The sequence below is a fragment of the Methanoregula sp. genome (assembly GCF_041645475.1).
GTDB lineage: Archaea > Halobacteriota > Methanomicrobia > Methanomicrobiales > Methanospirillaceae > Methanoregula.
Map to the genome: position 1 here is coordinate 67,522 of NZ_JBAZQA010000011.1, position 23,673 is coordinate 91,194.

A 23,673-nucleotide genomic window follows, 5' to 3' on the forward strand; every position below is an offset into this window, starting at 1 on the left:
TGCAAATCCAAACGTTTATCGCCCCCCAGTTGAATCATTACGAACCACGAACGGTGTCGCTATGAGTGCATCACGTTTGACAACAACCCGGTTCATGCTGGCGATCGGATCCATCCTTCTTCTCCTTGCAGCGGTGGCTCCGGTTGCCGGGTCGTGCGACCCGGGATACTATACCTACAGCACGAGCAACGGCATGTGCTGCCCCGAAGGCTTCCCGTATGTTTACGGAGGTTCGTGCCACCAGTGCGATTACGGCAGCGTGTACGACAGTTACTCCGGCACCTGTTGTCCGGGCGATTCCCCCCACTATTACGACGGTACCTGCCATGCCTGCCGGGACGGGTACAAACAAACCTCCATGAGCAGCGGGCACTGCTGCCCGGAAGGGTACCCGTATTATTATGACGGAACATGCCACCAGTGCGATTACGGCAGCGTGTACGACAGTTACTCCGGTTACTGTTGTTCGGGTGACACGCCCAACTATTACGACGGTTCCTGCCATACCTGCCGGTACGGATTCAAGCAATACTCCACAAGTGACGGACACTGCTGCCCGGAAGGGTACCCGTATTATTATGACGGCACATGCCATTCAATGTCCGAGGTCGAGAGCAGCGGGACCGGGGTATCGATTCCCGCAGTAACCAGCATCCCGGCGGTGTTCTCAGCCACCCCGACACCGGCCCCCGAACCGGTGGTTGTTATCGTCAATGTCCCGGCCTCGCCAACACAGACGCCTCTTCCGCCATTCATACCCGTTCTCGGGATAGGAGTCCTGTGCGTTGTCCTGGGTATTGCCAGAAAGAACCGGTGATCTCCGGGCATCTGATCGCCCCCTTTTTCCTTTTCGCCAGCGTTCCGGCAATGAACCATGAAGAGTGCAATACTCTGCCTTTTTGCATAGCCCGTTGAGAGCGGAGCCGGGCAATTCTCTCCCGTGAAAAACCGGCATCCCGCAGCCGGTCCCGGACCCGTACCGGGCCGGTTGTCCCGCCTTTGCATCACGGGAGGGAAAGGGGCCATTGCCCGGAGTTCCGTGCAAGGTTAAAAAAAAAGCCGAAAGAAAAATAAAGGATTCTGTTCACGACTGCTTCGTGAAATTCATTGCAATACTGTCGAACCGGTCCATCTCTGCCGTCTTTAACGGGACGTACAGTTCATAGCTGACCGGCGTATCCAGGGTCAGGTTCCGGTTCATCGTGATCTGTGCAGCAGTTCTCCCTTGCGACCGGACATCGATACCGATATCATAGTTTGCCGGCCGGGCATTCCTTGGTATGATCGTCAGATCGATCCTGACAACATTCCACGCAGGCTGTGCAGGCACACCGCTGCAACTGGTACCGCCGAGCAGGTTGGGATCCAGGTAATGGGTGACATAGCGTTCCACCGTTGTGGGTTCCGGGGCATAATCCTTGATATTCGCCGTGATGAAAGCGAGCATCAGATCCTTGGGAATGGCGACAAGGTAGGATTTCGGGGGCTGGATGCCGTACCCGGGATCCGCTGCAACCTGTGGCAACACGGCCCTCATGCCGCAGTCAGGAATATCCGCGTTGAAATAATTTTTCGTGAATTCGAGAGCAAGGATCTGGGGATCGTCCGACGTTTCTTTTACCGTGGTTTGCGGCACCTGCGTATTTGTCGAGACCGGGAGGCTCGCAATTGCCCTGCCGGCGGGACTCGTTGTTACCGGGGGAGATTGTGACGGCGTCGCGGCAGGAGTGAGTGTCGGCACCAGGGGAGCAGTTGCAGCAGAGGGGGTTACTGACAGGGTGGCAACAACAGGCCCTCCCGGGGAGGGGGAGGAGGTACATGCTGCTGAGAATACGAACCCGAAAACCAGTACCATGCAGAAAAAACAGAGCAGATTCCCTTTCATCGATCCAGTATCTGCCGGGCCGGTAATGAATGTGTTCATTCGTTCTGCAGAAATGCACATGAACGGGATTCAAATCCGGATCACAAAAAAACCGGATTAAGTCTGTCAGCGAGAACCTGGTTGACTGAATTGAGACTGACTAAAAATGGTTGAAGGAATCATAGGGACGGTTCAGTGAGAACAACCGCACTCACCCGCTAACCCCCCAAGGGAGAAATACAATGCATATCCGCACATGCATTTTTTTAAGAACAGACTTATTTTTAAGATCCCATGAGGGAAAAATGACATTGTGATCATTTTTATCCTTGACCTTACATACCACTCACGTATCCCATGTATTTTTTCTTTCACTTGATTACCGGCATTATCCTTGGATTTCTGCTTGCGGAAATCCTTTGCGATCGCCGGTGGATCATACCCTGTTCTATAGGTGCGGTTCTTCCGGATCTGATCGATAAACCTCTCGGGCATATCATATTTGCATCAACCCTCGGCTATGGGAGGATCTATTGTCACACCCTCCTCTTTTTCCTGATAATCCTGGTTATCGGGATTATAGTCTGGAAATACTGGAAATCACCGGTTTTTCTGGCACTATCGGTGGGGATTTTCTCCCACAGCATTCTTGATCTCATGTGGCTTGAGATGGAAAACTGGCTTTACCCGCTCATGGGACCATTCGGGAATAAATTATCCGCGGATTATTTCATCACCCTCATCAACGGCGAGCTTGCCAATACATCAGAAGGTATTCTGGTAATCCTGATCGGTGCGGGTTTTCTTGTGTATCTTGCACATGGCCATTCCACCATGAAGAGAAGTGCCAGGTTTTATCGTATTCTCAAAAATATCATGAAAGCCGTTGCACTGGTCCTTTGCATGGTTTCCGGAATTGTTATCGGGCTTGGTCTGGATAAAACCATCATTCGGGGGATGAAAAAAATGCATCTGGCATTTATCGGGTGGAGTCGTCCCGAGGAATTCATTATCGGGGGGATAGTTATTGCCATCGCAGCCTGGCTGGTCTGGCGCTGGCAGGACAGGATCGGTGAACAACCGGCCCAATGACAGGTCAGGAGATATTGTTCGGCGGTCTTTTTGGTCGCTATCCTGCTTCGGTAAAATTTAGGGTTCTGCAAAGCCGGTTGATCTGCGGTCACGATGATGAGGGAACGGGAGCCCGGTGAAACCGGCCGGCGATGAACCAGGTTCGCAGGCACGGCCCGCCACCGGGGGATTGGAGGAAGCTCCAAGGAATAGGGGGCACAGGCAAGAGACCGGGTTCCGGGGCTGGAGCAGGCCAAAAAAACCCGGAATCCCAATACATCGCTTTATCGTATCACCCGCCAAGTAAGCATCAACCCTATGCAGAATACTGAAAAGAAGATCAAAATAATCCGTGACAAGTTGAGCAGGATCGGTATCGGGGAAAAAAGCCTGACCGATGAAGCCATCCTTTCCTTATACAGCATCAACCAGTACGGCAACCTGTGTGGGCTGCCAAGGACTCTGAAACCCACCCTTTAATCATTTCCCGGACGGGTCAGCCATCCCGTGAACCGCAGGCATTTTTCTCTCATCACAAGGACAGATCAGCCAGAAGCCCGGGTACAAATTGAATACCCGACCCTGGTTCCACGACACACCCTGCACAAGGATCCAGGGATCAATGAGGGGAGAAGATCAGGAACCGGTACCGCATTCACAAGGGACCGTTCCCGTGTTGCACCCGGGTGTCCTCTTCAACAGTCTCCATCTCTTCCTCACGATGAATCTCCTGTTCAGCCTGGCCACGGAAGAAGAGATGCTCGATAACAAGAGCGGAGAAGATCCCGACAATAAAAGAGTTGGCAAGGACCGGTTCGATCTGGGTGTTCATTAAGGTCTTTGTGGTGACCGGGAGGAATGCGATGAGGGTGGCAAAGATGAGGGCAATGCCTATCACAAGACCGGAATTATACCCGATGCCCCCGCTCCGTTCCTTGGCAAGGCTGAGCGTTGCTGCAAACATCCCCCCGAGCAGGTAGATGAAGAGGCACGCGATAACGATCGTGGGAATCGCCATCAGGGTCGAGACGATCACCGGGGAAAACCCGATGATCACAAAGAGGATGCCGGCAATCGCAAGCGGGTACCGGGAAGCCTGCCGGCTCGCAAGGACAACGTTCATCGAGAAGTTGGAGTTCGCACAGCCGATGGTCCCAAGAAGCCCGGCCGCAACACTGGAGAGCCCCGTTATGGCCATGCCGGAGCGGAACCGGCGGTCCATCCCCTCGGGCTTGAGGGAGAGTTCCATGGACTCAACCGCGGAGAAATCGATGACCAGGACCGTAAAAAAACAGAACAGGAAGGCGACGAGAAGCGGGAGGCTGAAATCGAATCCTGTCGGGATGATCCCGGTGAACAGCCCGAACGGGGCGCTGCTGATGGCCGGGACATGGAAGGGGAAGATCACGACATACAGGACCACGCCGAGGATCATGGCAAGCGGCAGCAGGAGCTGTTTTGCCATCCCTTTGAGAAACCCGGAAAGGCCGAGAATGAAGAGCGTGAAGAGGATGGCAAAGGCAAGGTAATCGGTCGGGTTCGCAGCCGCGGATTTCGGGATAATCAGGCCGAGGATCATGGGAGTAACGGCAAAACAGCCCATCAGCAGCACGGTCACGATGATGTTGAACGTGAAGATCTTTTTTAAGAAATGGTGGGCCTTGACAGCCGCAAGACCGCAGATGGCGAGACCGCAGATGGCCATAGCAGTGAAGATTGCATTCGTGGTGTAGGCAAGCCCGGCACCCACGCCGATGATGATGATGGCCGTGGGACCAACACCGATGGGCAGGCGATGGCCGATGAACACCTGGAGGATCTGGAAGATACCGCTCACGACAAAGACAGCCTGGATGACCTGCATCTGGAGGGCCGGGTCGGCATACAGCATGGGCGCGATCATCATCCCGTAGATCAGGGCCGATGGCATCAGGATGATGAACCACTGGAGGGTAGCAATTGCCAGGGTTCTTGCCGGGGGGATCTCATCGATCTGCGAGAGAAGTTTCATGGGGCCTCGTTCATGGGAGCTGCATAAGCAGGTATACCGTACAACAACGGGCCGGATCTCAAGGTTCCGCCAAGACCGGCCCATATCCTACAGAAAATGAAATCTGTTATTATAAAAGAACCATTGTTTTTTCCGGCACGCTTCTGCAAGATGAAGGAAAAACGGGACCGGTTATGCCAGATCATTCAGCGTTATTGAGGAGAGGATCCGGTCCCGCAGGTTCTGGTATTTCCTGAGATTTGCCGTATCCGAGATGTAGGCAAACCGGTAATTGTGGTGAAGGGTGACGAAATTCTTCATTGTATACGCTAACGGATACGCAGCAGATCCCTTCGGCATGGTGACGGTATGACTCGAAGTCATCGTGTTCCCGCTCTTCGTGTAGGTATAATCGCTCACAACGGTACCCGGAACATCTGGATAATTGACGGTCACCAGCTCTTTACACCACTCCTGGGACGGGTTCAGCACATAATTCCCATTGAAAGTATCCAGAAAATCTGAGGTGAACGCCACAACGTTCTGCTTCTTGTCCGCACTCGTGAAGGTTACGATCCGCGAGGATTTTTTGAGCTGTTCGTTATCAGAGAAATCAAACGGGCCTATGGTTTTGAGCTCTTTCTGGTAACACCGCTTCGTTGCAGTACTGATACAGTTATACGAGGCATAGAGAGAGTCTGACACCGTCCATGCTGACGGGTAATCCAGGCTGAAGTCGTTGTCAGCATAGCGGACAAACCGGATCTCTGACACGTCCACCGGATCGGGGCTGGCTGTCGGGGTCACGATAGTGGTGTTTTTCTTGACAACAGGAATCACCCGGGTTGTTACGTTCACCGGTGCAATCGTTTTTGTCGTTGTATTCGCAACCGGGGTCGGTGCAGACGGGGTGATTGCGGGAATGCTATCGGAGGAATCTGACGATGTACAGCCGGTACTGACAACAAAACCGGAAACCACGATGAGGAGGACAAAAAAGATACCGGTTTTTTTCATAGGTGTTCGTTATTACCCGGGATAGGTTCAAGGTTCATACGTGCATCTCTCCCATCACAAAAATGAGGGACTGGTTTCCGGATCAGGGATACGGGTAAGCGTGGTAGTCCATCTGCATCCGGATCTTCTCCCGCACGTCCCTGCCTGCAATTTTTTCGCACAGGAATAGTCCAAGATCAATCCCCGAGGTCACCCCGCCGGCAGTGATGATATTTCCGTCCTCCACGATCCGTTCGGCCAGGACTTCCTTTGCAAACGGCCGGAGAGTTGTCAGGAGCGCGGGATGGGTCGTGGCTTTCCGGTCATAGAGCATTCCCGCAGCCCCGGCAAGCAGCGCTCCCCCGCAGAACGCAACAACGGTTGTCCGCCCGGACGCAACCCGGATCCAGCTTAAGAACCCCGGGTTGTTCATGAGTTCCATAACCCCGTTTCCCCCGGGGATTACCACATAATCGAACTGCGAGAGATCCCGGCGGATCGAATCCGGGATGAGGACGAGCCCTTCAGAGGTCCGGGCGGTTTTTGCCTGGCCGCAGACCTCGTACTTAAGGTCAGGAACAAAACCCATGGTCCGGAGCCGGGTAACGGGATCGTATGCCCCGGCGAGATCCAGCAGCGTCAGGCCGTCATACACAACAAACACTATCGCAGTCACGTTAACACTACTCCTGCCAATTCCGGTCTGCAGGTTAACCGCCGGAGCTCTTGAGGGAGGGTACAGGAAGCAGGTGTACAGGTGGGGGTTCCACCGCTTCCCACGAGCAGCGTCAGCGCCGGTTCCCGTTCGCCTTTACGTCGGTCTTCCGCCCGCAGGTCGGACACTGGTACAACGCATTGCCGCGGCCGTCGGCCCATACCCGTTTCATGGGGGTATTGTCGTGAGTACAGACAGGGGTCTCAATATCTTCCATACGTTTTCCTATGGTTAGCGTCTACGGCTGGATATATGAACTTTCCAGTGGGACAGGAAACGCGTGGCCCCGCAGCCGTATCCACCGGGCCTGGCCGTCCGGTACCCGGCGACAGGGAAGAAGGGAAAGCCGTAATACGCACAACAGCCAACCACCCATTACGGGTTGAAAGAGCATGGCCGATATTCAGAATTTTATAGGTTTCGCACAGCAGGAACGGCTCATCAAGGAATATGCCGGGTTCAGGATGTACTCCCCGGTCAAGGCAAAGATCAACCTGTCCGTGACCAACAAGCGGCTGATCATCTATTCTTCGGTTAACAATTTCTTTGTGCTGGACCAGGGCTCGCTCTTCCAGCAGATCGCCATCAGCGAGATTCGGGGGCTGGATGTGATCCAGGCAGTCCGGTATAACTTCACCCTCCTCGCAGGCTCGGTGATCGCTCTCATAGCCGGCCTTGGTGCAGGCCTTGCCGGCTCTGCGATCAGCCAGGGCAGCAGCATCCCCCTCCTCATGGGAATTGTATTCTGCATCCTGGGTATTATCGGTATTCTCTTCTTTGCCCTGCGGCCAAACCGGATCTTCCGGTTCATTGTCCGGGGACAGGCCATTGATCTCAATCTCGGGGAGCTCTCAAAAGGTTCCCCGGTCATACGAAGCGGCTCTGACCTCCAGGGGATTGTCGAGGAACTCGGCGCCCTCATCATCCAGATCCAGGACGGGACTATCTGATTCCGATGGCACTCTTCTTTTGTCTGTGGGATCAGTGAAGGCGATGCACCGTACCCGCGAGGTTCGAGACCGACCGGGTGATATCCAGGGCAACCCCGTCCGCCGGCCGGATCTCAAGGTGGATGGTATCGTCATTCACCGGGGGCTGTGAAGGGCACGCACTGATCATGAACTCGGCGCCGGATGTGAGCTGGTTGTCGGGTGCGGGGGAGTTGATCCGCTCGTACACCGCCCATGTCCCCGAGTTGGCCTGGCATCCCGCCGGGTTGTAGGTGTCCGGGTCCATTTGCAGCGTCTCAAACACCGTGGCATTGGTATAGACGACAGTCACGCGCCCGAAATCAACTTTTGTTGTCCCGAATGCAACCCGGCAGGAGAAGTTGATCTTCACCAGCTGCCCGGAGACCGGGTCCGTAACGCCGTACACCCCGCCGATTGGCCCGAGCACGGAATCTGCCTGGTTCACGGCAGAGTAAATGACTTCCTGGCTCTTCTGGGTGACAAAGAAACCCGTGTTGAGCACAACGTACGAGAAGACGGCAGCGACAACGACAAAGGCAATGAGAACAACAGCTGCTTCAAGGCCGGTAAATGCCGAGTCCTGCACCGGTTTCTTCATCCAGACACACGTCTTTCCCGCCCGTAATTTGCGGGCTTGTTACCCTATTTTCTGTTCCGGGACAGTTTATGCATATCTGTTTGCAGCACTTTCACATCCCGCCTGCCACCTCCTGATGGGCAGGGGCAATCGGATCCTTGAGTGATAGCATGAAGCGAAAAGAACTCGACGGGCTTATCCTGCGGTGGAAGTATACCACCCGGGCGCTGAAGATCCACGAGCAGGCATACGGGAAGTACATGACAGACCTGCTTGAGAAAAGGACGGACGCGGAGCTTGCTCTCTTCAGCGACCCGGTCGAAGCTGCCGCGTTCTTCTGCCTGCTCGACCTTGTGGAAAAGACGTTTGACCTGCCGCTTCCGGCGCCGGCCCGGCCTTTGAAAGAGAAGTCGCTAGCGGTCTGGCAGGAAACGTGAGCGCGCTTTTTTATGGGGCGTCGTCTTCCGGCTCGTCATCCCACGGGTGAAGGAGCCGGCCCTTCCGGATAACAATCTCGGGTGCGGGTCTCCCCATTCCCCAGGACGGGTCGTCCAGCAGGGCATCCGGGTCTGCCCGGATAACGGTGACGACCGTGTCCGGGAGTTCGTCGTCCCGCAGCGGCGGCATCTCGACCGGCTCTGCCCATTCGCGGCTCTCGTCACGGGTCACGTCCTCTACGGCAATCGGGTACTCGGAGGGCTCCGGTGCAATGTCCAGGGGAACCGCCGGTACATCCGGCATTTCGTACGGCCTCAGCGGGGGCATCTCGATCTTCTCTTTCTCTTCCAGCCTGATCTCTCCTGACTCACATTTGCAGGGGAGAAATGATAAAGGATACTGCACCTGCCGGAGTTTTTTTTGGGCCGTGAAAAGTTAGGAAACCGGTCCGGCGCATTTCCGATACATTTCCTTTGGAAAAGTACCCTTCTGCCACGGATTCAGGTTTTTATGGCGGGAGCGCAAGAGTTCCTTGGATCATGCATGTAACGATCGATCGTTCGTACTGTCTTTCCTGCGGGGCCTGCTGGAACAGCTGCCCGGAAGTCTTTTACCAGAACCCGTGCGACGGATTTTCAGAGATCGCAGAACCGTTCCGGTTCAGCAATGACCGGGCAGACGGGTTTATCCCGGAAGATCTCGGGGCATGTGCACGGGAGGCTGCCGGCCTCTGCCCGGCCGGGATCATTACTGCTGAAGACGGGTAATCCATCCTGGGCACGGGTCAGCGGAACGGTTCCTGCTCGCCGTGTACCACCGGTTCCTCGGGCTCGTACAGCCAGCAGGCAAACAGCCTCGAGAGCGCCGGCATTGCAAGCCAGGCAAGGACGGGTACAAGGATGGTAGCACCAATAAGCTTCTGGACGATCAGCGCCTGCGATTCCACGAAGGGATTGATCAGGACCGCGATGATGAAGGTGAGCGGGAAGACCGCGATCCAGGTCACGATAGCCTGGCGGTATCGTTTCGGGGGTTTTACCACGTGCTGCCCGGGAAGGGTGAACCAGGTCTCAAGGCCCGTGAGAACCTCCATGTGGGGCGGGGCAATCGTGAGGGTCCGCTCGGTCTCAAGCCAGGCATGATATGCCGGCGATGTATGCCACCGCTCGAGCTCGACTCTCGATGCGAACTTGTACACCACCCGGTACACCCCGTCGTTGCGCTTTCCCGGCCGGAATATCGTTATCCCGAGGTTTGCCGGAATGGCACCGAACACTTCCATGAGTTTTTTTAATTCTGCCTCGAACTGAGGTTCGAAGCCTTCTTTTACGTAATGGATCCGCACAACCGTAATAGGTTCATCGGGGGGTACTGTCATGGTTATCACCCACTCAGGTTCCTATGCAACCCGCAGCTTAATGGGAGTATCGGAAAAACGTACCGGCAGGGAGAACAACCGTAAAAAAGGGAGCCCGGTTCAATGACCCGGTTTCTTGTACACTTTTTCGGGATCAAACACTTTGGTCCCGACAATCTGCCCGTCAAGCGTCCGGAAGAAGCAGGACATGTAGCCCGTGTGGCAGGCTGCACCGGTCTGTTCCACCTCGTAGATGAGACAGTCCTCGTCGCAATCGGCAAGCACCCGCAGGACTTTCTGGAAGTGGCCGCTCTCCTCGCCTTTCTTCCAGAGTTTCTTCCTGCTCCGGCTGTAGTAGTGGGCAAACCCGGTCTCCTGCGTGAGCCGGACTGCCTCATCGTTCGCGTACGCCATCATGAGCACTTCCCGGCTCCGTGCATCCTGCACGATTACCGGTATAAGCCCGTCTGCAAATTTCAGGTTCAGCATGACAATTCCCTCAGGTAAAGAGTTTCATGATTGCAAAGAGGATGTCCCCGAAAACCACCGCGGTGATGAACCCGGCCGTGATCGGGATGATGAAAGGCACCGCGTAGGAGATCCAGACCGTGCCGGCTTTTTTGTAGAGCGCGAGTTCTTTTTTGAACTCTTCCGGGTGTTCGCGGAGATCCTTGGTGTATACCCGGTCCGTCCCGGCATACATCCGGCGGAGGGAGTCAAAAAACCCGATGAACTTCCGGTTCACCTTACCGTCCGTCTCCTCGAACTCTTCCATGACAAATCCCCAGGAGTCCTGGATCGTATCGCCCTGCACGGGAAACCCGAAAAAGCGGTAGCTTACGGGGGCCCTGTTGCCCCGGATGGCGTTGATGACAAAGATGCCGAGCGGGGCCGCAAGGTTGAGGATAAGGGCATTGACCAGCACCGAGAACGCAAGGAACCCCAGCGGGGGATTTCCGAGAAGCGGGGTGAAGGGGAACGTGGGAACCGCAAGCGAAATGAAGATGAGCGCCCAGGCATCTGCTCCGCCAAAGAGGTGCATCCTCCCAAAGACATAGAAGACCCCGCAGAAGACGGCGGGGAGGAGGAGGAGGAGCGCCGGCGAGCCCCAGCCACCCTTTGTGAGGAACTGGAGTATCCCTGTTATCGCGAAGATCAGGATGATCAGCACGAAGTACCAGCGTTCAATGGCCTCGGAGATATTGGTCTCGGGTTTCTGTTTTCCCTTGCGGGCCTTCACCGGGGGAGTACCCTTGTATTCCCGGTAGCTGACGTAAAGAAAAATCCCGGCAAACATCGCGTACCAGGGAACCAGCTGGAAATTGACGGACGGCGCAAGGACAAACCACGAGAGGACCGGGAGGACAAGAACGACGGCAAGGTAGTACCAGAGTGCAGATTTTTTGTAATACCCGGTAAGACCGAGGGAGTCGGTCCTGCCCCGGTTGTCAAGATAATCTGCGAACAGGAAACTTGCAACAAGGGCTAAGTACCCGAACAGGAGGCTTAAGTTTGCCGTTGTCTGCCAGATGAGCCAGCCGGTACAGACAACGCCGACAGCAAGCATGGGGAGCCAGTGGATGAAGGGCACCCGCCGGTCTCTGATATCCAGGTACGAGGTATAGATCAGGGTGGCGAGGACCGCAACCGCCGAGATCACCATCGGGTAAAATATTTCCATATGTCCCGTATACCGTTTTTTTTTGGAACACTTATGTATGGCGATGAGCGGGAGGCCCGGAAACCCGCATAACTATAACATAAGCGGCATACGAATATTCCTCGTGAGACCGTGAGGGTGACGATCGTTTGACCGGCACCCGCACCTTGAGGTGGAACGTCTTGAAGATACAACCCCAGCTCGATCAGATAATATGCGGTTCACCGGTTCTCGGTACCTATCCCCTGCCCGGGCTGCTCCGCGTTGCCGGTGCCGGCCGGGTGAGTGGTATAGCGGTTGCAAAAGACGGGGAGCAGGCGTTTTACCTTGCACTCCTGGACGGCGAGCCGGAGGGGGCAGTCTATGCGGATGAGAAAGGGGAGCTCTACGGGGACAAGGCCGTTGTGCACCTGACCGGCCGGGAGCAGTTTGTGGTAAACGGGGTTGGATCCGATCTGGTCACCGCCCTGGTCATGGGATGCAGGATCTTCGAGAAGTCGCACATCCGTGTGAACCTGACAGAGGATATCCCCGAGGTAGGCCGGAAGGCCGGGGGAGTGGGTGTCCTCACCCTCAAAGTCATGCAGAACAACGAGCCAAGGGACGGGTACCGGATCTCGATCCGGAAGGAGGGGCAGGTCGTGGCAAGCGATGTCACTACCGATGGCGGGAAGGCCCGGTTCCGCCTCGTGCATGGGAATTACGACTGTATCGTGCAGGACCGCCAGGGCGCGATCTTCTCGTCCCGCATAACGTTCGATGCCACCCACGCGATCCTGGTCGTTACCATTTAATCTGCATATCATCCGTTTTTTTCCGATCCAACGCTAAATAGGTCGCATTACAGGAAAAAGGCCGGTACCTTTTATATCGGATCAGGACAGATCATTGCTCCATGAAGATCGGACGCGAGGATTTCGAAGCGCTTATCCGCGGGGAAAAGACGATTGCTCCGTATATAGAACTGGATCCGCTCGATGGCGTTTATTCCGTGTTCGGTGTCAGGACGGCGGGTAACCCCAACTACCTGATCAAATCAATCTACGAGATGTACGAGACAAACCTTGACCGGAAACTTGCCGTAAAAGCGGTGCGCAAACTCTTCCGCTCGGTGGGTGCCGGATCAATCGGCCTGGACAGGTTCCTAAAAAAACTGGGCATGGACTTAACGCCGCCCGAGTTTTTGATGCTCGTCTTCAAGCTCCAGCACCAGCAGGGATGGGGAGCCCCGTTCGAACTCGTGGAAGCGGGCGAGAGGAGGATCGTGCTGCGCACCCGGCACACCTTCGAATCCGAGGTTATGAAAGCCTGGAACATGCCGGTCTGCGGCATTCACCAGGGCTGGATAGAGGGGGTTCTCAAGGCAGTGACCGGCAGGAACTGGTTCTGTATCGAGAAGACCTGCCATGCCAGGGGCGACGAGTACTGCGAGTTTGTCATCGACCAGGTTGAACCCAGCTGGAAATTCAAGGCCGAGGCAGTTGTCCGGGGCGACTCGGCGATCACCGAGTTCATCGAGCACAAACCCCTTGCCGGCTCAATCCGGCTCATCGACGAGCCGGTTGTCATGATGCCCCGCTTCATCTTCACCTCAATGACCACCTCTTTGAAAAAGACCATGGGGGAGGCACCGGCAAGCGGCGTGAATTACCGGGCATACCTGGACATGGGAAAGGAGAATGTCGAGCATTACAAGAAGATGGGAATAACCAGTCCGGGCACGCTTGCGGACATGGCCTTTACCTTCTACTCCCAGATGGGCTGGTTCAGGATCATCAGAACGGAGTGGGACGAGGGCACGAAGACCAGGACCATGACACTTGAACACACGGTGGAGTCGGAATCGTTCGGCACTACCGGCAAGAACGTCTGTTACTGCACGGCCGGTCTCCTGGCCGGGATCATTGAAGGTTCCTTTGGGATCAGGGTGCAGGCCCGCGAAGTCATGTGCCGGTCAAAAGGGGACGAACACTGCGTCTTTACCATTACCAGCAAATAACCCCCGCATACCCTGTTTTAAATATTTTATATACCAAGTTTAAACAAATATGATCAGAATTCAAGGTTGACCCATGCCACCTATTCCCCGGATCCTCATAGTCGAAGATGATGACATCATCGCCAACCTGATAACAACAATGCTGGAACGCAAGGGGTACGCGGTTGTCGGGAAAGTGGGCTCGGGGGAGGAGGCGATCCGGAAGGCTGCGGAGCTGGAACCGGATCTCGTCATCATGGACATCAATCTCAACGGGCAGATGGACGGGGTGAACGCGGCAAGGTTCATCTTCCAGCTCTTCCATAACCCGATCATCTTCTTGACCGCCCTGTACGATGAGGCCCTGCTCGAACGTGCCAAGGGAGCCCAGCCTCTCGGGTACATCCTCAAGCCGTTCACGGACAAGGAACTGGGATCCAACGTGGAGCTCGCCCTGTACAACCATGCCTTCCGGAAAAAGTTCCTGGACGCCTTCCCGGTGGGGGATCCCAAGAAAATCATGGCGGCCCTGGATGCCATTATGATTCTCGATACCCGGGGAAAGATTGTCTTTTTCAATCCCTATACGCCCCGGCTGCTGGACATCCCTGAGGACCAGATCCTGATGCATCACTGGAGAGAGACGATGATGCTCGTGAATGATCAGACCAGCGAGGAGCTCAAGGATCCCGTGCCGGAAGTAATAAAACAGATGCTCGTGGTCATGCACGAGTTCAATACCGCCATGGTCACCCGGACCAACAAGAGCCGGAAGGTCAGCGTCATTGTGCGGCCGATCAAGGACGATCACAACGAACTCCTGGGTGTGCTGATGCACATCAAGGAGAAGACGCTCGACCAGATCAAGATGGCAATAAAGAAAAACTGACCCTCCCCTCGCCGTTTTTTAAATCCGGTTACCGGCATACCATACCGGGGCCCTGATGCAGGAAGACATCATACCGCATTTTTGGTACAGTTAACTCGCGTTCATGTGCGTTTCACCGGGTCCGTTTTTTCAATCAGGGTCTGCTGAAATTTTTTCAATCGCGATCATAAGGTGTTGGTAAACCTGCCTACAGTAGGATAATTATCCGTTTGTAGGATAATTATCCAACAGCAAATCATTTTCTCCGGGGTGCGTTGTCCGGTTGATCAGCCAAAGGTCGATTAAAAAATTCCAGGCAGGGGCTGAGGGGGTGATTGAAAATTTTTTGCCGGAGATCGATTGCGATTAAAAAAACTGCCGCACATGGTGATGCAGACATGCATTCACAAGAAAGCTGAAACACGAGCGAGTGCACCAGATCAATCATTTCACTTCATCTGGCTTACAAAGGAATGCCCTGTTTTGCATCCTGCCATTAACGGATGATCAGAGACGAAAAACATCCCGGCCTTGCCCCGCTCGTACCGGGGCCCTGAGCAGAGGGGCACTTATGCGAGAAGGATTTTGAGGATCCCGGGTGTGAACGCCCGTTACTCTGCGTATCTCCAGGGCAGGTACCAGGGGCAGATAGGGACCCTGTATGAAAACGAGAGGAATCAGGACTTCTGCTTTTTCTTAAAAAGGGCTTTTGTGAACCGGTCTATGAACCCTTCTTTGACGACAACCGTCTCTTCTTCCTTGTAAGCAACGCCAATCATATCGGACGCAATCCTCCGTATGGCTTTTGCAGCCGGGGACGCGGGATACCTGATGACGATGGGGATCTTTGAGGAGGAGGAACGCCGTATATTGGGATCTTCCGGTATGATCCCGAGCACACGTACCCCGAGCACTTTCTCCATCTTGCGGGTTATGACCTCGGTCTTATCCGGGTCAACCCGGTTGATGATCGCACCCTTGATGTGCCCCCCGACAACTTCGGTGAGGATCTTGGTCTTGAGGGCATCGACAATCGAGGAGAGCTCCGGGTTGACGACAAGGATCACCTCATCGGCAACCGCCAGCGGTACAACCCCGTCCTTGCTGATCCCGGCCGGGGCATCGATCAGGAGGAACTCGCAGCGTTTGACGAGTTCGGTCAAGACTTCCCGGATCCGGTCGGGATCGGCCTCCTGGAATCCCTGGAGCGAGATCCCGCTCGGGATCACCTTGAGGCCGGCCGGCCCTTCGTAGATGGCGTCAGCGATGTTGCCCTTGCCGGCCAGGACCTCATGCAGGGTAACGGGAGCGTCCTGCAGCCCGAGGAGGAGACCCACGTTCGCCATCCCGATATCCGCATCCATTAAGTAGGTCACCTTCCCAAGCTCGGCAAGCATGGTCCCGAGATTGACGGAGACCGTGGTCTTACCGGTTCCCCCTTTTCCGGAAGCGATTGTGTAAACCTTGACCATTGGCCCCCCTGATGTGGTGAAAATCTCCCGTTCAGGTTATGGATAGGCTCTCTGATATTCGTGTTATATCCATGAGTTTAAAATAACTTTTGTGTCAGATTCAATATTCCCGCAGATTTCGTCCGATATCTCATTATTCGCCCGAATTATCCCGATAATGTCGGAACCTTCGTGGGCAATACCGATGATCACTGCACCGGGGGTCTCGAACAGGGGGCTGCTCACATAAATTTCTGCAAAGCGGGCTGCATCGATCTCTGCACCATCCGGGCTGGTGGAGGCAATAACGAGACCGTCACAGGTGGCAAGAGTGACCGAATCAAGGGAATACTTTGTTGCGAGGGCGGCGAGGCTGTCGGAAAGATCCCGTTTCCCGCTGACGAGATCGATCTGACGTGCCACGGGAGGCTCGGGTTCTTTTCGTACCGGTACAGACTTCCGGGCCGCAGGAATGTGCAGGACCGTTTTTGATTCCGGCTGGTAGGCGAACTTCCGGCCCGGTGTTGGACCGGGAGCAGCAGTCCTGGCCGGAACAGACCTGCGACGAATTCGGAGAACAACGACAAGGACAAGGATACCCAGTACGGCAATAACCGCTGCGGGCAGCAGCCAGGTGTCAGGGAATGGAAGAAGGCTCATGATAATCGTACCTGTTCCCGGGCGTTTCAGCGCTCCAGGAGATGTTCAAGATCGAGCTGTTTTACGAGAGTTCTGCAGTCACCGCGAATCTTGTTGGTGACATTTTCAAGATCCAGGGAGTCAAGCGTCTCCATGTCCTGATCAAAGCTGGTGGAGCCGGAACCTGTACCATCCAATCCACCATCTGCTATATCGTGCTCATCCTGCAGGGTATTACGCGGGGCAGAGCGGGAGGCGTTATGGGGCGTGTGAGGCTGAGCGGAAACCATTTTTTTGGGAGTGTGTGACCGGAGAATGACCGTTTCCGTTCCTGAAGGTGATCCCGTTCCTGCGGGAGGGTTCGCATCAGCCAAGGATACAGAGAGATGATGGGATTTTGCGATACGGGCCACTGCCAGTATGCCGGGTTTCTTTACGAGGGCCTTTTTGTTGAATTCAAGAGCCAGCCGGAGCTGGGCTTCATCGAGCAGGGTAATGGCAGCATCCCCGGTCTCGTCCAGGAACGGGAGAAGGTCCAGAAGACCTGCATCGCCGTACAGGGCCATGACCTTTGCAAGGATACAGTCCCCATGCCGGAAGACCAGGGTCCCTTTCCCGGCAGGATACGAGAGCGTGCAAATCCCACAAAACCGCTCGTGTCCGAGCGCCTCAAGGATGAGACGGATCTTCTCGTGTTTTTTTATCTCACGAAATGTCCCTCTCGGAAGCTGCATGGTCTTTTATCTTGGCTACTTTTCCCTAAATACTTTCTTTGACACGTCAGCGGGCTTCCATTCACGAGGTTGGTGAAGAACCGTTTTTCCGTACAGGGTTTCCCCGTACGAATCGGCGACAAATTGTTCACGGAAACCCGGGAGCCTGGAGGAATTAAACGGGATGCAGGGAGAGATCAATCTTTTAATAAGAAATGAAAGAGAGAGAGTGGTTTATCAACGGGTGGAATAATGCTCAAACCGTTACTTGAGGAATTCCTGAAAGTGGAAGGGGTAACCGCTGCCGTGGTAGTGGGAAGAGACGGTTTTGTCATCGAGAGCGCCGTCTCCGGCAAAGTAGATATCGACGCACTGGGAGCCATGGCATCAACCGGCCTTGGGACCTCTGAAGTGATGGGAAGCACGCTCGGGAAAGGCGAACTGCTGCAGATGATCGTTGAGCTGGAAAAAGGGCCGATCCTCCTCTCCCCGCTCTCACCGGATGAACTGATCGCCATTGTTGCGGACAAGAGTTCCAATGTAGGGCGGATCCGGTACGAACTGAAGAAGAACAAAGAACGCATAGTGGCTGCACTGTGAACCCGGTTCTATGAATTTTCCTGCCGGTACCGACAAGGGGATCGTGACAGATCCCAAAGAGGAATCATTTATCCGGAAACTCAGTACGTTCCGCGGAGCCTGCCAGATCGAGACTGAACAGGGATACGGGTTCATTCTCATCGATAACGGGAGACAGGCTGCCGCCTATTTCCGGACCGGCGACCAGGTGTTTTCCGGCAATGCTGCCCTTGCCTATATCCAGGTGCCCCCTCTCGAGGAGATGCACCTCCTTGAACTGCGGGTGAGGGAATACGATGATGCTGAATTTTCCCTTGCTCTCCAGATCGCAAGGTTCGAACACATTCTCTGCACAGCCCAGGGGCTGGAGGGGGCTGCAAACGAGAAAGACCTCCCGACACGTTCTGAAAAAATCCCTGCACTGCTCAATGAAAATGCATTGAATAAACTCATGAGCATTCCCGGTGTGATCGCAGTTTCTGCCTTTTTCGATGGTTTCCCGGTCCAGTCCGCAGGCGATGCAGATTTCGAACTCGTGGCCGTATCAGCAGAGGATTTCATGCGGGCCGGAACGAGAATTGCACAGGAGATGGGGGTGGGGGACCCCGGCCAGTTGATCCTCGAGACTGCCACAAGCAAATTCATCATCACACCCTGCGGGGACCTGTACCTCTGTCTCTTCACAACATCTGATGCCCAGCTCGGGCTTATCCGGGTTGTGCTTGCCAGCATCCTTTCAGAACGTTCTTCCTGAAATGCTGCGCGAATAGAGGCAGATTTAACCAATCATCCAGACATCGGTTCCGGTTACCCGGATCTGGCAGAGAATAGATATACTCGCAGGCAAATTATCATTTAATCATACGAAAACCCCTCCTGCCGGGGGAAACCGGATTTCATGCGGTTGGCGCGGGATGGTCCTGGATGAAGAAAGACAACGACGATTCATTTGACGAGGTGAACTCGCTCATGAAGAAGATTGGCAGGGCAAAGAAAGGGGAGCCGGACCCGCTCCCTGCATCCGGTTCACCTGTGCCGGATCTGCCTGATCAGGCCGGCGACTTTTCTGCACTCCTGAAAAAACTGGGCAAGGCCGGAAAACCTGAACACGCCTCTCAACCGGCCCCTGCAGAAATTCCCGTGCCAGCACCCCCGCTGCCGGAGGATGAGCCTCGCGGGCAGGTTGTGATGAGTCTCGATGACCTTCTTGACGACATCCCTGATACTGATACCATTTTGGCATCCGGTTCATCCATTGAAATACCGGTATCGGATCCTGATGCAGCAGTCACAACCATACCGGCAGAGACACAGGATCGAGTTCCCCCGGCAGCCGCAACCAGGATATCAGCTCAGCCGGTATCCTCAGCAGCAGGACCGGTCACCGGAGACAACAATCAGGAGATACTGCAAAAAATCAAGACAGGGAAAAAGGTAGCCGCAGAAGAACCCGTCCCGGCAACCGGAGGATCCGATGAAGAGGAAAAGATCATCTCCGTTGACCAGATCTCGGACATCTCCGGCCTGATCCTCCCCAGGGGTGCAAGGTTCAGGATCGATGAACTCCAGCTGCACGGGCGTATCAGCTCGTACGAGGGATCCGGTCTGAGCACCCTGCCTCCGGAGTTTCATGAGATCTGGAAGAAAAACTTCTCAAGCGTCAGTTTCAAGGATCTCGATGTCGAGAAGGACTTCTTCACTGACACAGAAACGCCCTTACCCGTCCAAAAAGGGTTCAGCATCGGAGCGCTCTTCAAGGCTATCCGGTCAGAGCAGGAAGAATATGACCCTGCAAAACACGGACCGCTGGTTGACCTGGCATTTCAGGACCGTCCGGGCATCGAGGATCTGGAGACCTACCCGGTCAACGAGCCATATGCCTACATCCGGATCACATACGACCACTCCACCCACGAGTACACCTACCATGTCCTTGAACCGGCATTGACCGACCCGGAAAAAGATCTCCTCAAAGAACTCAAAGAGCGGCTCTTCGAGACCCTCGATATCAACACCAAGGATATCACAAAGGACGAGGCGAAGAACCGGCTCCGGACGGCAACAGTGGACATCATCCACGATTATGGGATCAAACTCTCGCCATTACAGCGGGAAAAAATTCATTATAACATGTTCAAGGATTTCCTTGGCGATGGTCTGATCGATGCGATCATGCACGACAAGTACATCGAGGATATATCCTGCGACGGCGTCCATACCCCGATATTTGCCTTCCACTCCAGTTACGAGTCCATGAAGACAACGCTCGCGTACAATACCGCAGAAGACCTAGACTCGTTCGTGACCAAGCTTGCCCAGCGGGCGGGCAAGTACATCTCGATTGCAGAACCGATCCTGGATGCCACCATGCAGGACGGTTCCCGTATCCAGATGACGCTCGGGACGGAAGTGACCGCCCACGGGTCAACGTTCACGATCCGCAAATTCAAGGACGAACCGATCACGCCAACGGACCTCATCGAATGGCACACCTTTGCCCCGCTCTCCATTGCCTACATCTGGCTTGCGGTAGAAAACGGCAAATCCGCCATCTTTGCCGGGGGAACCGCATCCGGCAAGACCACGGCCCTCAACGCCATCTCCCTGTTCATTCCCCCGATGGCGAAGATCGTGTCCCTCGAAGATACCCGGGAACTCAAGCTCCCGCACCCGAACTGGATCCCGAGCGTTACCCGGGACTCGTTCGATACGGCAGGCAGAGGGGAGATCAATATGTACGAGCTCCTCCGGGCTGCAATGCGCCAGCGCCCCGAGTATATCATCGTGGGCGAAGTCCGAGGCAAGGAGTGCCAGACCCTCTTCCAGGCCATGAGCACCGGCCATGTCACCTACTCGACCACGCACGCCGATTCCGTTGCCAGTGTCGTGCACCGTATCGAGAACCCGCCCATGGACGTGCCAAGGAACATGCTCTCGGCCCTGGATTTCATCTGCGTGCAGGTGCAGGCGCGGGTCGGCGGCAAGCGGATCCGACGGAACAAGCAGATCGTTGAGATCCTGGATATTGATCCAAGAACAAACGAACTCATCACAAACGAGGTCTTCAAGTGGCGTTCTGCCACCGATGAGCACACCTATTCCGGGAAGTCCTACCTTCTCGAAGAGATCATGGAGGCAAAAGGCTGGGATGAGAGCCGTATGCGGGAGGAACTCAAGCGGCGGCAGGAAGTGCTCGAATGGATGCGGATCAAGAAGATCCGGCACTACAAGGATGTTGCCAAGATCCTCATCTCCTACCACCGTGACCCGGAAGCAGTCATCGAGAACGTGAGGAAAGACCTCTATGAATAGCTACGAGCGGTTCTGTTTCAACCTCTTAAGCAACCGGATGAAAGGCCGGAGGGAGGAGTATGCCCAGCTCAGGAACGACCTCATCTCTTCCCGGTCCAAGACACCGTTTGAAGTGTACATCTCGACCGCAATGGTCAGTTCCGTCCTTGTCGGGCTCCTTGCGGCAGTCTTCATCGGCCTTTTCACCTACCTGCTCAAACTGCCCCTGCTCATCAAGTACAAAGGCGCGGTCCCGGAACCGGTTCTTGCGCTCATGCCCTACAGCCTTGTTATCGGGACCGTTGTTGTCACCATCTTCTCCCTGCTCGTCTTTGGCGGGCTCACGTACGCGGTCTTCCTCATGTACCCGGGCATCGAGGCCGGCAACCGGCGCAGGAACATCGATGCAAGCCTGCCGTATGCGATCAACTACGTGACATCCATGTCCACAGCGGGAATCACCCCGGCGGAAATATTCCGCTTATTGGGCGACAGCCCGATCTACGGGGAATGCGCTGTTGAAGCCCGGTATGTTGCCCGGGAGATCGACATATTCGGCCGCGATCTCATCGATGCCATCCGGCTCGTATCGGCAAGCACCCCGAGCAAGCGGATGAAGGAGTTTTTGCAGGGGGCCATGGGCAGCATCTCGAGCGGAGGCAACCTCACGGACTACTTCCGGACAAAAGCAGACCAGTACGCCCTTGAAAACCGCCAGACACAGAAACAGTTCCTTGAATTTCTCTCGCTTATCGCAGAGTCGTACGTAACGGCGATGGTTGCCGGGACATTGTTTCTCATCATCCTCCAGTCCATCATGTCGGTCCTGTCCGGGGATAACCGCCCGCTGTTCCTGTATGCCATCGTCTACATCATGATACCACTGGGAAGCATTGCATTCGTTGTCATGATCAGCACCATGACACCGGAGGCCTGATCATGGGATTTACGGATCTCCTCACCCATCTCAAAAGCCACGGGAAAGCGAGTTCGCCACCTATGAAGAGCAATGAGATGGAGACCGTGGAGGCGGAGTTCAGCGAGATCACCCGGAAACTCGAACACGAACGAAAGAGCCGCGAGGGGATAGGACGGTTCCTCAGGCACCCCCTCCGCGTGCTTACGGAAAAGCCCGTCAATATCCTCATCATCTGCATCCCCCTTGCGCTCATCATCTTCATCGGGGGTTTTTTCTACCTGGTAAAAGCGCACGGCATGTATGTCCTCTTCAGCACAACAACGGTCGATGATTTCGCGGTCTTTGCCGTGCTTGTCGCGATCATTCCCGTGGCACTCCTGGACTTCAGAGAGCAGATCCGGGTCAGGAACCTGGAGAACGCCCTGCCGAACTTTTTCCGGGACCTCGCCGGCATGAACGATTCCGGCATGACGCTGCCAAACGCAGTCCATCTCGTTGCCAGCGCAGAATACGGCACGCTCACCCCCCATATCAGGAAACTGGACAACGAGATGTCCTGGGGCGTGAACTTCGTTGAGGCGTTGTACCGCTTCGGGAAAGGTCTGGGTACAAAGATGGCCGATCGCTCGGTTGACCTGATCGCAAACGCAAGCAAAGCCGGCGGCGATGTGAGCGAAGTGCTGCGGGCAGCGGCAAAGGATACATTCGAAGTGGTCAACCTCCAGACCGAGCGCAGCAACAACATGCTCATCTACGTGATAATCGTGCTCGTCTCGTTCATGGTATTCCTGTTTGTCATAGCAATCCTGGTATCCTCCTTCCTCACTACGATGGCAACCGCAGGATCTGCCGCGGTTGCAGCCGGGGCATCGGGATTCATGGGAGCAATTGATATCTTCGTATACAAACGGCTCTTCTCCCATGCTGCAATCCTGCAGGGATTCTTCTCGGGACTGGTTGCCGGGCAGATGGGTGAGGGACGGGTTATCGCGGGTCTCAAATATTCCGCACTCATGGTAATAATTGCCTGGATCACGTTCCGGTTTTTTATCTGAACCAAAAGAAACGAAATTACCTGACGGTGTAACCAATCATTTGTGAACCATGTTTCAACGAAGGAGACCCCAAAGGGAAAATCCGGGCAGAACCGCCAAAAAAAGATCAGGAAATATTTTCCGTGCTGTAGCCTTTGAGAGAAAGGAGTTCCTTGACCCGGTCGCGGTGGTTTCCCTGCAATTCAATGGAATTACCTTTGACCGTTCCGCCACAGGCCAGTTTCCCTTTCATGTATTTTGAAAGGTCTTCGAGATCGATATCAGTCGGATCAAGGCCCTCGATAACGGTAACTTCTTTCCCGTACCGGCGTTTATTGACCTTGACATTGATCCGCTGCTGTTCCTTTGCTACCTCCTCACAGATGCATAATTCATTAGGTAGCCCACACGTCGGGCAAATCCCACCAATCATTACCACTATTTTTAAGTTTCTCTTTATTTATGTCTTGGCATTGCCCGGGAAGAATCCGGAGTCTTTTCTTCGCGTCCGTTCCATTCAGCCATTTCTTGTAAAAAATTTGTATCCCGGGGGTTGGTTGGG

The 23,673-nt window shown here is 54.9% G+C and carries 28 protein-coding genes; 14 read left to right on the forward strand and 14 right to left on the reverse strand.

The features are described 5' to 3' along the window. Nucleotides 1–61: 61 nt before the first annotated feature. A complete protein-coding gene (locus WC598_RS09925; RefSeq protein WP_372961339.1) occupies nucleotides 62–817 on the forward strand; it encodes a hypothetical protein in 756 nt (251 codons plus the stop codon). 267 nt (nucleotides 818–1,084) lie between these two features. Here WC598_RS09925 and WC598_RS09930 read toward each other — a convergent pair whose 3' ends face one another. After that, nucleotides 1,085–1,885, reverse strand: a complete 801-nt coding sequence (locus tag WC598_RS09930) for a hypothetical protein (RefSeq protein ID WP_372961340.1) — start codon at nucleotides 1,883–1,885, stop codon at nucleotides 1,085–1,087. A 336-nt stretch (nucleotides 1,886–2,221) separates the two neighbouring features. On the opposite strand from WC598_RS09930, the gene WC598_RS09935 reads away from it, so the two are divergent. Further along, a complete protein-coding gene (locus tag WC598_RS09935) occupies nucleotides 2,222–2,956 on the forward strand; it encodes a metal-dependent hydrolase (RefSeq protein ID WP_372961341.1) in 735 nt (244 codons plus the stop codon). A gap of 297 nt (nucleotides 2,957–3,253) precedes the next feature. Next, complete coding sequence (locus tag WC598_RS09940) at nucleotides 3,254–3,415, forward strand: hypothetical protein (protein WP_372961342.1); 162 nt, start codon at nucleotides 3,254–3,256, stop codon at nucleotides 3,413–3,415. Between the two features lie 175 nt (nucleotides 3,416–3,590). Here WC598_RS09940 and WC598_RS09945 read toward each other — a convergent pair whose 3' ends face one another. From WC598_RS09945 to WC598_RS09960, 4 genes are all read right to left on the reverse strand, one after another. Continuing rightward, nucleotides 3,591–5,030 (reverse strand): solute carrier family 23 protein, encoded by a 1,440-nt coding sequence (locus WC598_RS09945; RefSeq protein WP_372961343.1) that lies wholly within the window; start codon nucleotides 5,028–5,030, stop codon nucleotides 3,591–3,593. 87 nt (nucleotides 5,031–5,117) lie between these two features. Then, nucleotides 5,118–5,942, reverse strand: a complete 825-nt coding sequence (locus tag WC598_RS09950) for a hypothetical protein (protein ID WP_372961344.1) — start codon at nucleotides 5,940–5,942, stop codon at nucleotides 5,118–5,120. 82 nt (nucleotides 5,943–6,024) lie between these two features. Next, nucleotides 6,025–6,597 carry a DJ-1/PfpI family protein gene (locus WC598_RS09955; protein WP_372961345.1) on the reverse strand — a complete coding sequence of 191 codons (573 nt, stop codon included), beginning with the start codon at nucleotides 6,595–6,597 and terminating at the stop codon, nucleotides 6,025–6,027. 112 nt (nucleotides 6,598–6,709) lie between these two features. Next, nucleotides 6,710–6,853: a hypothetical protein gene (locus tag WC598_RS09960; RefSeq protein ID WP_372961346.1), complete on the reverse strand. Its 144-nt coding sequence runs from the start codon at nucleotides 6,851–6,853 to the stop codon at nucleotides 6,710–6,712. Nucleotides 6,854–7,028: 175 nt separating this feature from the next. Between WC598_RS09960 and WC598_RS09965 the strand changes: the two genes are divergently transcribed. Continuing rightward, nucleotides 7,029–7,586: a hypothetical protein gene (locus tag WC598_RS09965; protein ID WP_372961347.1), complete on the forward strand. Its 558-nt coding sequence runs from the start codon at nucleotides 7,029–7,031 to the stop codon at nucleotides 7,584–7,586. A gap of 31 nt (nucleotides 7,587–7,617) precedes the next feature. Here the strand turns inward: WC598_RS09965 and WC598_RS09970 are convergent, their stop codons facing one another. Further along, complete coding sequence (locus tag WC598_RS09970) at nucleotides 7,618–8,205, reverse strand: archaellin/type IV pilin N-terminal domain-containing protein (protein WP_372961348.1); 588 nt, start codon at nucleotides 8,203–8,205, stop codon at nucleotides 7,618–7,620. 149 nt (nucleotides 8,206–8,354) lie between these two features. Between WC598_RS09970 and WC598_RS09975 the strand changes: the two genes are divergently transcribed. Then, a complete protein-coding gene (locus WC598_RS09975; RefSeq protein WP_372961349.1) occupies nucleotides 8,355–8,621 on the forward strand; it encodes a hypothetical protein in 267 nt (88 codons plus the stop codon). Nucleotides 8,622–8,631: 10 nt separating this feature from the next. Here WC598_RS09975 and WC598_RS09980 read toward each other — a convergent pair whose 3' ends face one another. Continuing rightward, nucleotides 8,632–9,027, reverse strand: coding sequence for a hypothetical protein (locus WC598_RS09980; protein WP_372961350.1), 396 nt, complete (start codon nucleotides 9,025–9,027; stop codon nucleotides 8,632–8,634). A 134-nt stretch (nucleotides 9,028–9,161) separates the two neighbouring features. On the opposite strand from WC598_RS09980, the gene WC598_RS09985 reads away from it, so the two are divergent. After that, nucleotides 9,162–9,389, forward strand: coding sequence for a ferredoxin (locus tag WC598_RS09985; RefSeq protein WP_372961351.1), 228 nt, complete (start codon nucleotides 9,162–9,164; stop codon nucleotides 9,387–9,389). A gap of 17 nt (nucleotides 9,390–9,406) precedes the next feature. On the opposite strand, the gene WC598_RS09990 is transcribed toward WC598_RS09985, so the two are convergent. From WC598_RS09990 to WC598_RS10000, 3 genes are all read right to left on the reverse strand, one after another. After that, complete coding sequence (locus WC598_RS09990; RefSeq protein ID WP_372961352.1) at nucleotides 9,407–10,000, reverse strand: antibiotic biosynthesis monooxygenase; 594 nt, start codon at nucleotides 9,998–10,000, stop codon at nucleotides 9,407–9,409. A gap of 99 nt (nucleotides 10,001–10,099) precedes the next feature. Continuing rightward, the gene (hisI, locus tag WC598_RS09995) at nucleotides 10,100–10,465 is read right to left on the reverse strand and encodes a phosphoribosyl-AMP cyclohydrolase (RefSeq protein ID WP_372961383.1); all 366 of its coding nucleotides are present in this window, start codon (nucleotides 10,463–10,465) and stop codon (nucleotides 10,100–10,102) included. Nucleotides 10,466–10,478: 13 nt separating this feature from the next. Continuing rightward, nucleotides 10,479–11,660, reverse strand: a complete 1,182-nt coding sequence (locus WC598_RS10000) for an A24 family peptidase C-terminal domain-containing protein (RefSeq protein WP_372961353.1) — start codon at nucleotides 11,658–11,660, stop codon at nucleotides 10,479–10,481. Nucleotides 11,661–11,821: 161 nt separating this feature from the next. Here WC598_RS10000 and WC598_RS10005 point away from each other — a divergent pair, with 161 nt between their 5' ends. From WC598_RS10005 to WC598_RS10015, 3 genes are all read left to right on the forward strand, one after another. After that, complete coding sequence (locus WC598_RS10005; protein WP_372961354.1) at nucleotides 11,822–12,433, forward strand: hypothetical protein; 612 nt, start codon at nucleotides 11,822–11,824, stop codon at nucleotides 12,431–12,433. A 101-nt stretch (nucleotides 12,434–12,534) separates the two neighbouring features. Continuing rightward, nucleotides 12,535–13,638 carry a V4R domain-containing protein gene (locus WC598_RS10010; protein WP_372961355.1) on the forward strand — a complete coding sequence of 368 codons (1,104 nt, stop codon included), beginning with the start codon at nucleotides 12,535–12,537 and terminating at the stop codon, nucleotides 13,636–13,638. Between the two features lie 73 nt (nucleotides 13,639–13,711). Next, the gene (locus WC598_RS10015; protein WP_372961356.1) at nucleotides 13,712–14,506 is read left to right on the forward strand and encodes a response regulator; all 795 of its coding nucleotides are present in this window, start codon (nucleotides 13,712–13,714) and stop codon (nucleotides 14,504–14,506) included. A gap of 656 nt (nucleotides 14,507–15,162) precedes the next feature. Here WC598_RS10015 and minD read toward each other — a convergent pair. The 3 genes from minD to WC598_RS10030 all read right to left on the reverse strand — a co-directional run bounded on the left by minD (nucleotide 15,163) and on the right by WC598_RS10030 (nucleotide 17,309). Next, complete coding sequence (gene minD, locus WC598_RS10020; protein WP_372961357.1) at nucleotides 15,163–15,957, reverse strand: cell division ATPase MinD; 795 nt, start codon at nucleotides 15,955–15,957, stop codon at nucleotides 15,163–15,165. A 63-nt stretch (nucleotides 15,958–16,020) separates the two neighbouring features. After that, nucleotides 16,021–16,596 (reverse strand): hypothetical protein, encoded by a 576-nt coding sequence (locus tag WC598_RS10025; RefSeq protein WP_372961358.1) that lies wholly within the window; start codon nucleotides 16,594–16,596, stop codon nucleotides 16,021–16,023. A gap of 26 nt (nucleotides 16,597–16,622) precedes the next feature. Further along, complete coding sequence (locus WC598_RS10030; RefSeq protein ID WP_372961359.1) at nucleotides 16,623–17,309, reverse strand: hypothetical protein; 687 nt, start codon at nucleotides 17,307–17,309, stop codon at nucleotides 16,623–16,625. A 231-nt stretch (nucleotides 17,310–17,540) separates the two neighbouring features. On the opposite strand from WC598_RS10030, the gene WC598_RS10035 reads away from it, so the two are divergent. The 5 genes from WC598_RS10035 (at nucleotide 17,541) to WC598_RS10055 (ending at nucleotide 23,132) form a co-directional block, all read left to right on the forward strand. Beyond that, nucleotides 17,541–17,888 (forward strand): roadblock/LC7 domain-containing protein, encoded by a 348-nt coding sequence (locus WC598_RS10035; protein ID WP_372961360.1) that lies wholly within the window; start codon nucleotides 17,541–17,543, stop codon nucleotides 17,886–17,888. Nucleotides 17,889–17,898: 10 nt separating this feature from the next. After that, on the forward strand, nucleotides 17,899–18,621 hold the full coding sequence (locus tag WC598_RS10040) for a roadblock/LC7 domain-containing protein (RefSeq protein WP_372961361.1): 723 nt from the start codon (nucleotides 17,899–17,901) through the stop codon (nucleotides 18,619–18,621). Between the two features lie 170 nt (nucleotides 18,622–18,791). Beyond that, complete coding sequence (locus WC598_RS10045; protein WP_372961362.1) at nucleotides 18,792–21,179, forward strand: ATPase, T2SS/T4P/T4SS family; 2,388 nt, start codon at nucleotides 18,792–18,794, stop codon at nucleotides 21,177–21,179. After that, nucleotides 21,172–22,095: a type II secretion system F family protein gene (locus WC598_RS10050; protein WP_372961363.1), complete on the forward strand. Its 924-nt coding sequence runs from the start codon at nucleotides 21,172–21,174 to the stop codon at nucleotides 22,093–22,095. Before WC598_RS10045 ends, WC598_RS10050 begins: the two co-directional genes overlap by 8 nt. 2 nt (nucleotides 22,096–22,097) lie before the next feature. Next, a complete protein-coding gene (locus tag WC598_RS10055) occupies nucleotides 22,098–23,132 on the forward strand; it encodes a type II secretion system F family protein (protein ID WP_372961364.1) in 1,035 nt (344 codons plus the stop codon). A gap of 106 nt (nucleotides 23,133–23,238) precedes the next feature. On the opposite strand, the gene yciH is transcribed toward WC598_RS10055, so the two are convergent. Then, nucleotides 23,239–23,544: a stress response translation initiation inhibitor YciH gene (gene yciH, locus WC598_RS10060; protein ID WP_320161541.1), complete on the reverse strand. Its 306-nt coding sequence runs from the start codon at nucleotides 23,542–23,544 to the stop codon at nucleotides 23,239–23,241. Nucleotides 23,545–23,673: the final 129 nt, after the last annotated feature.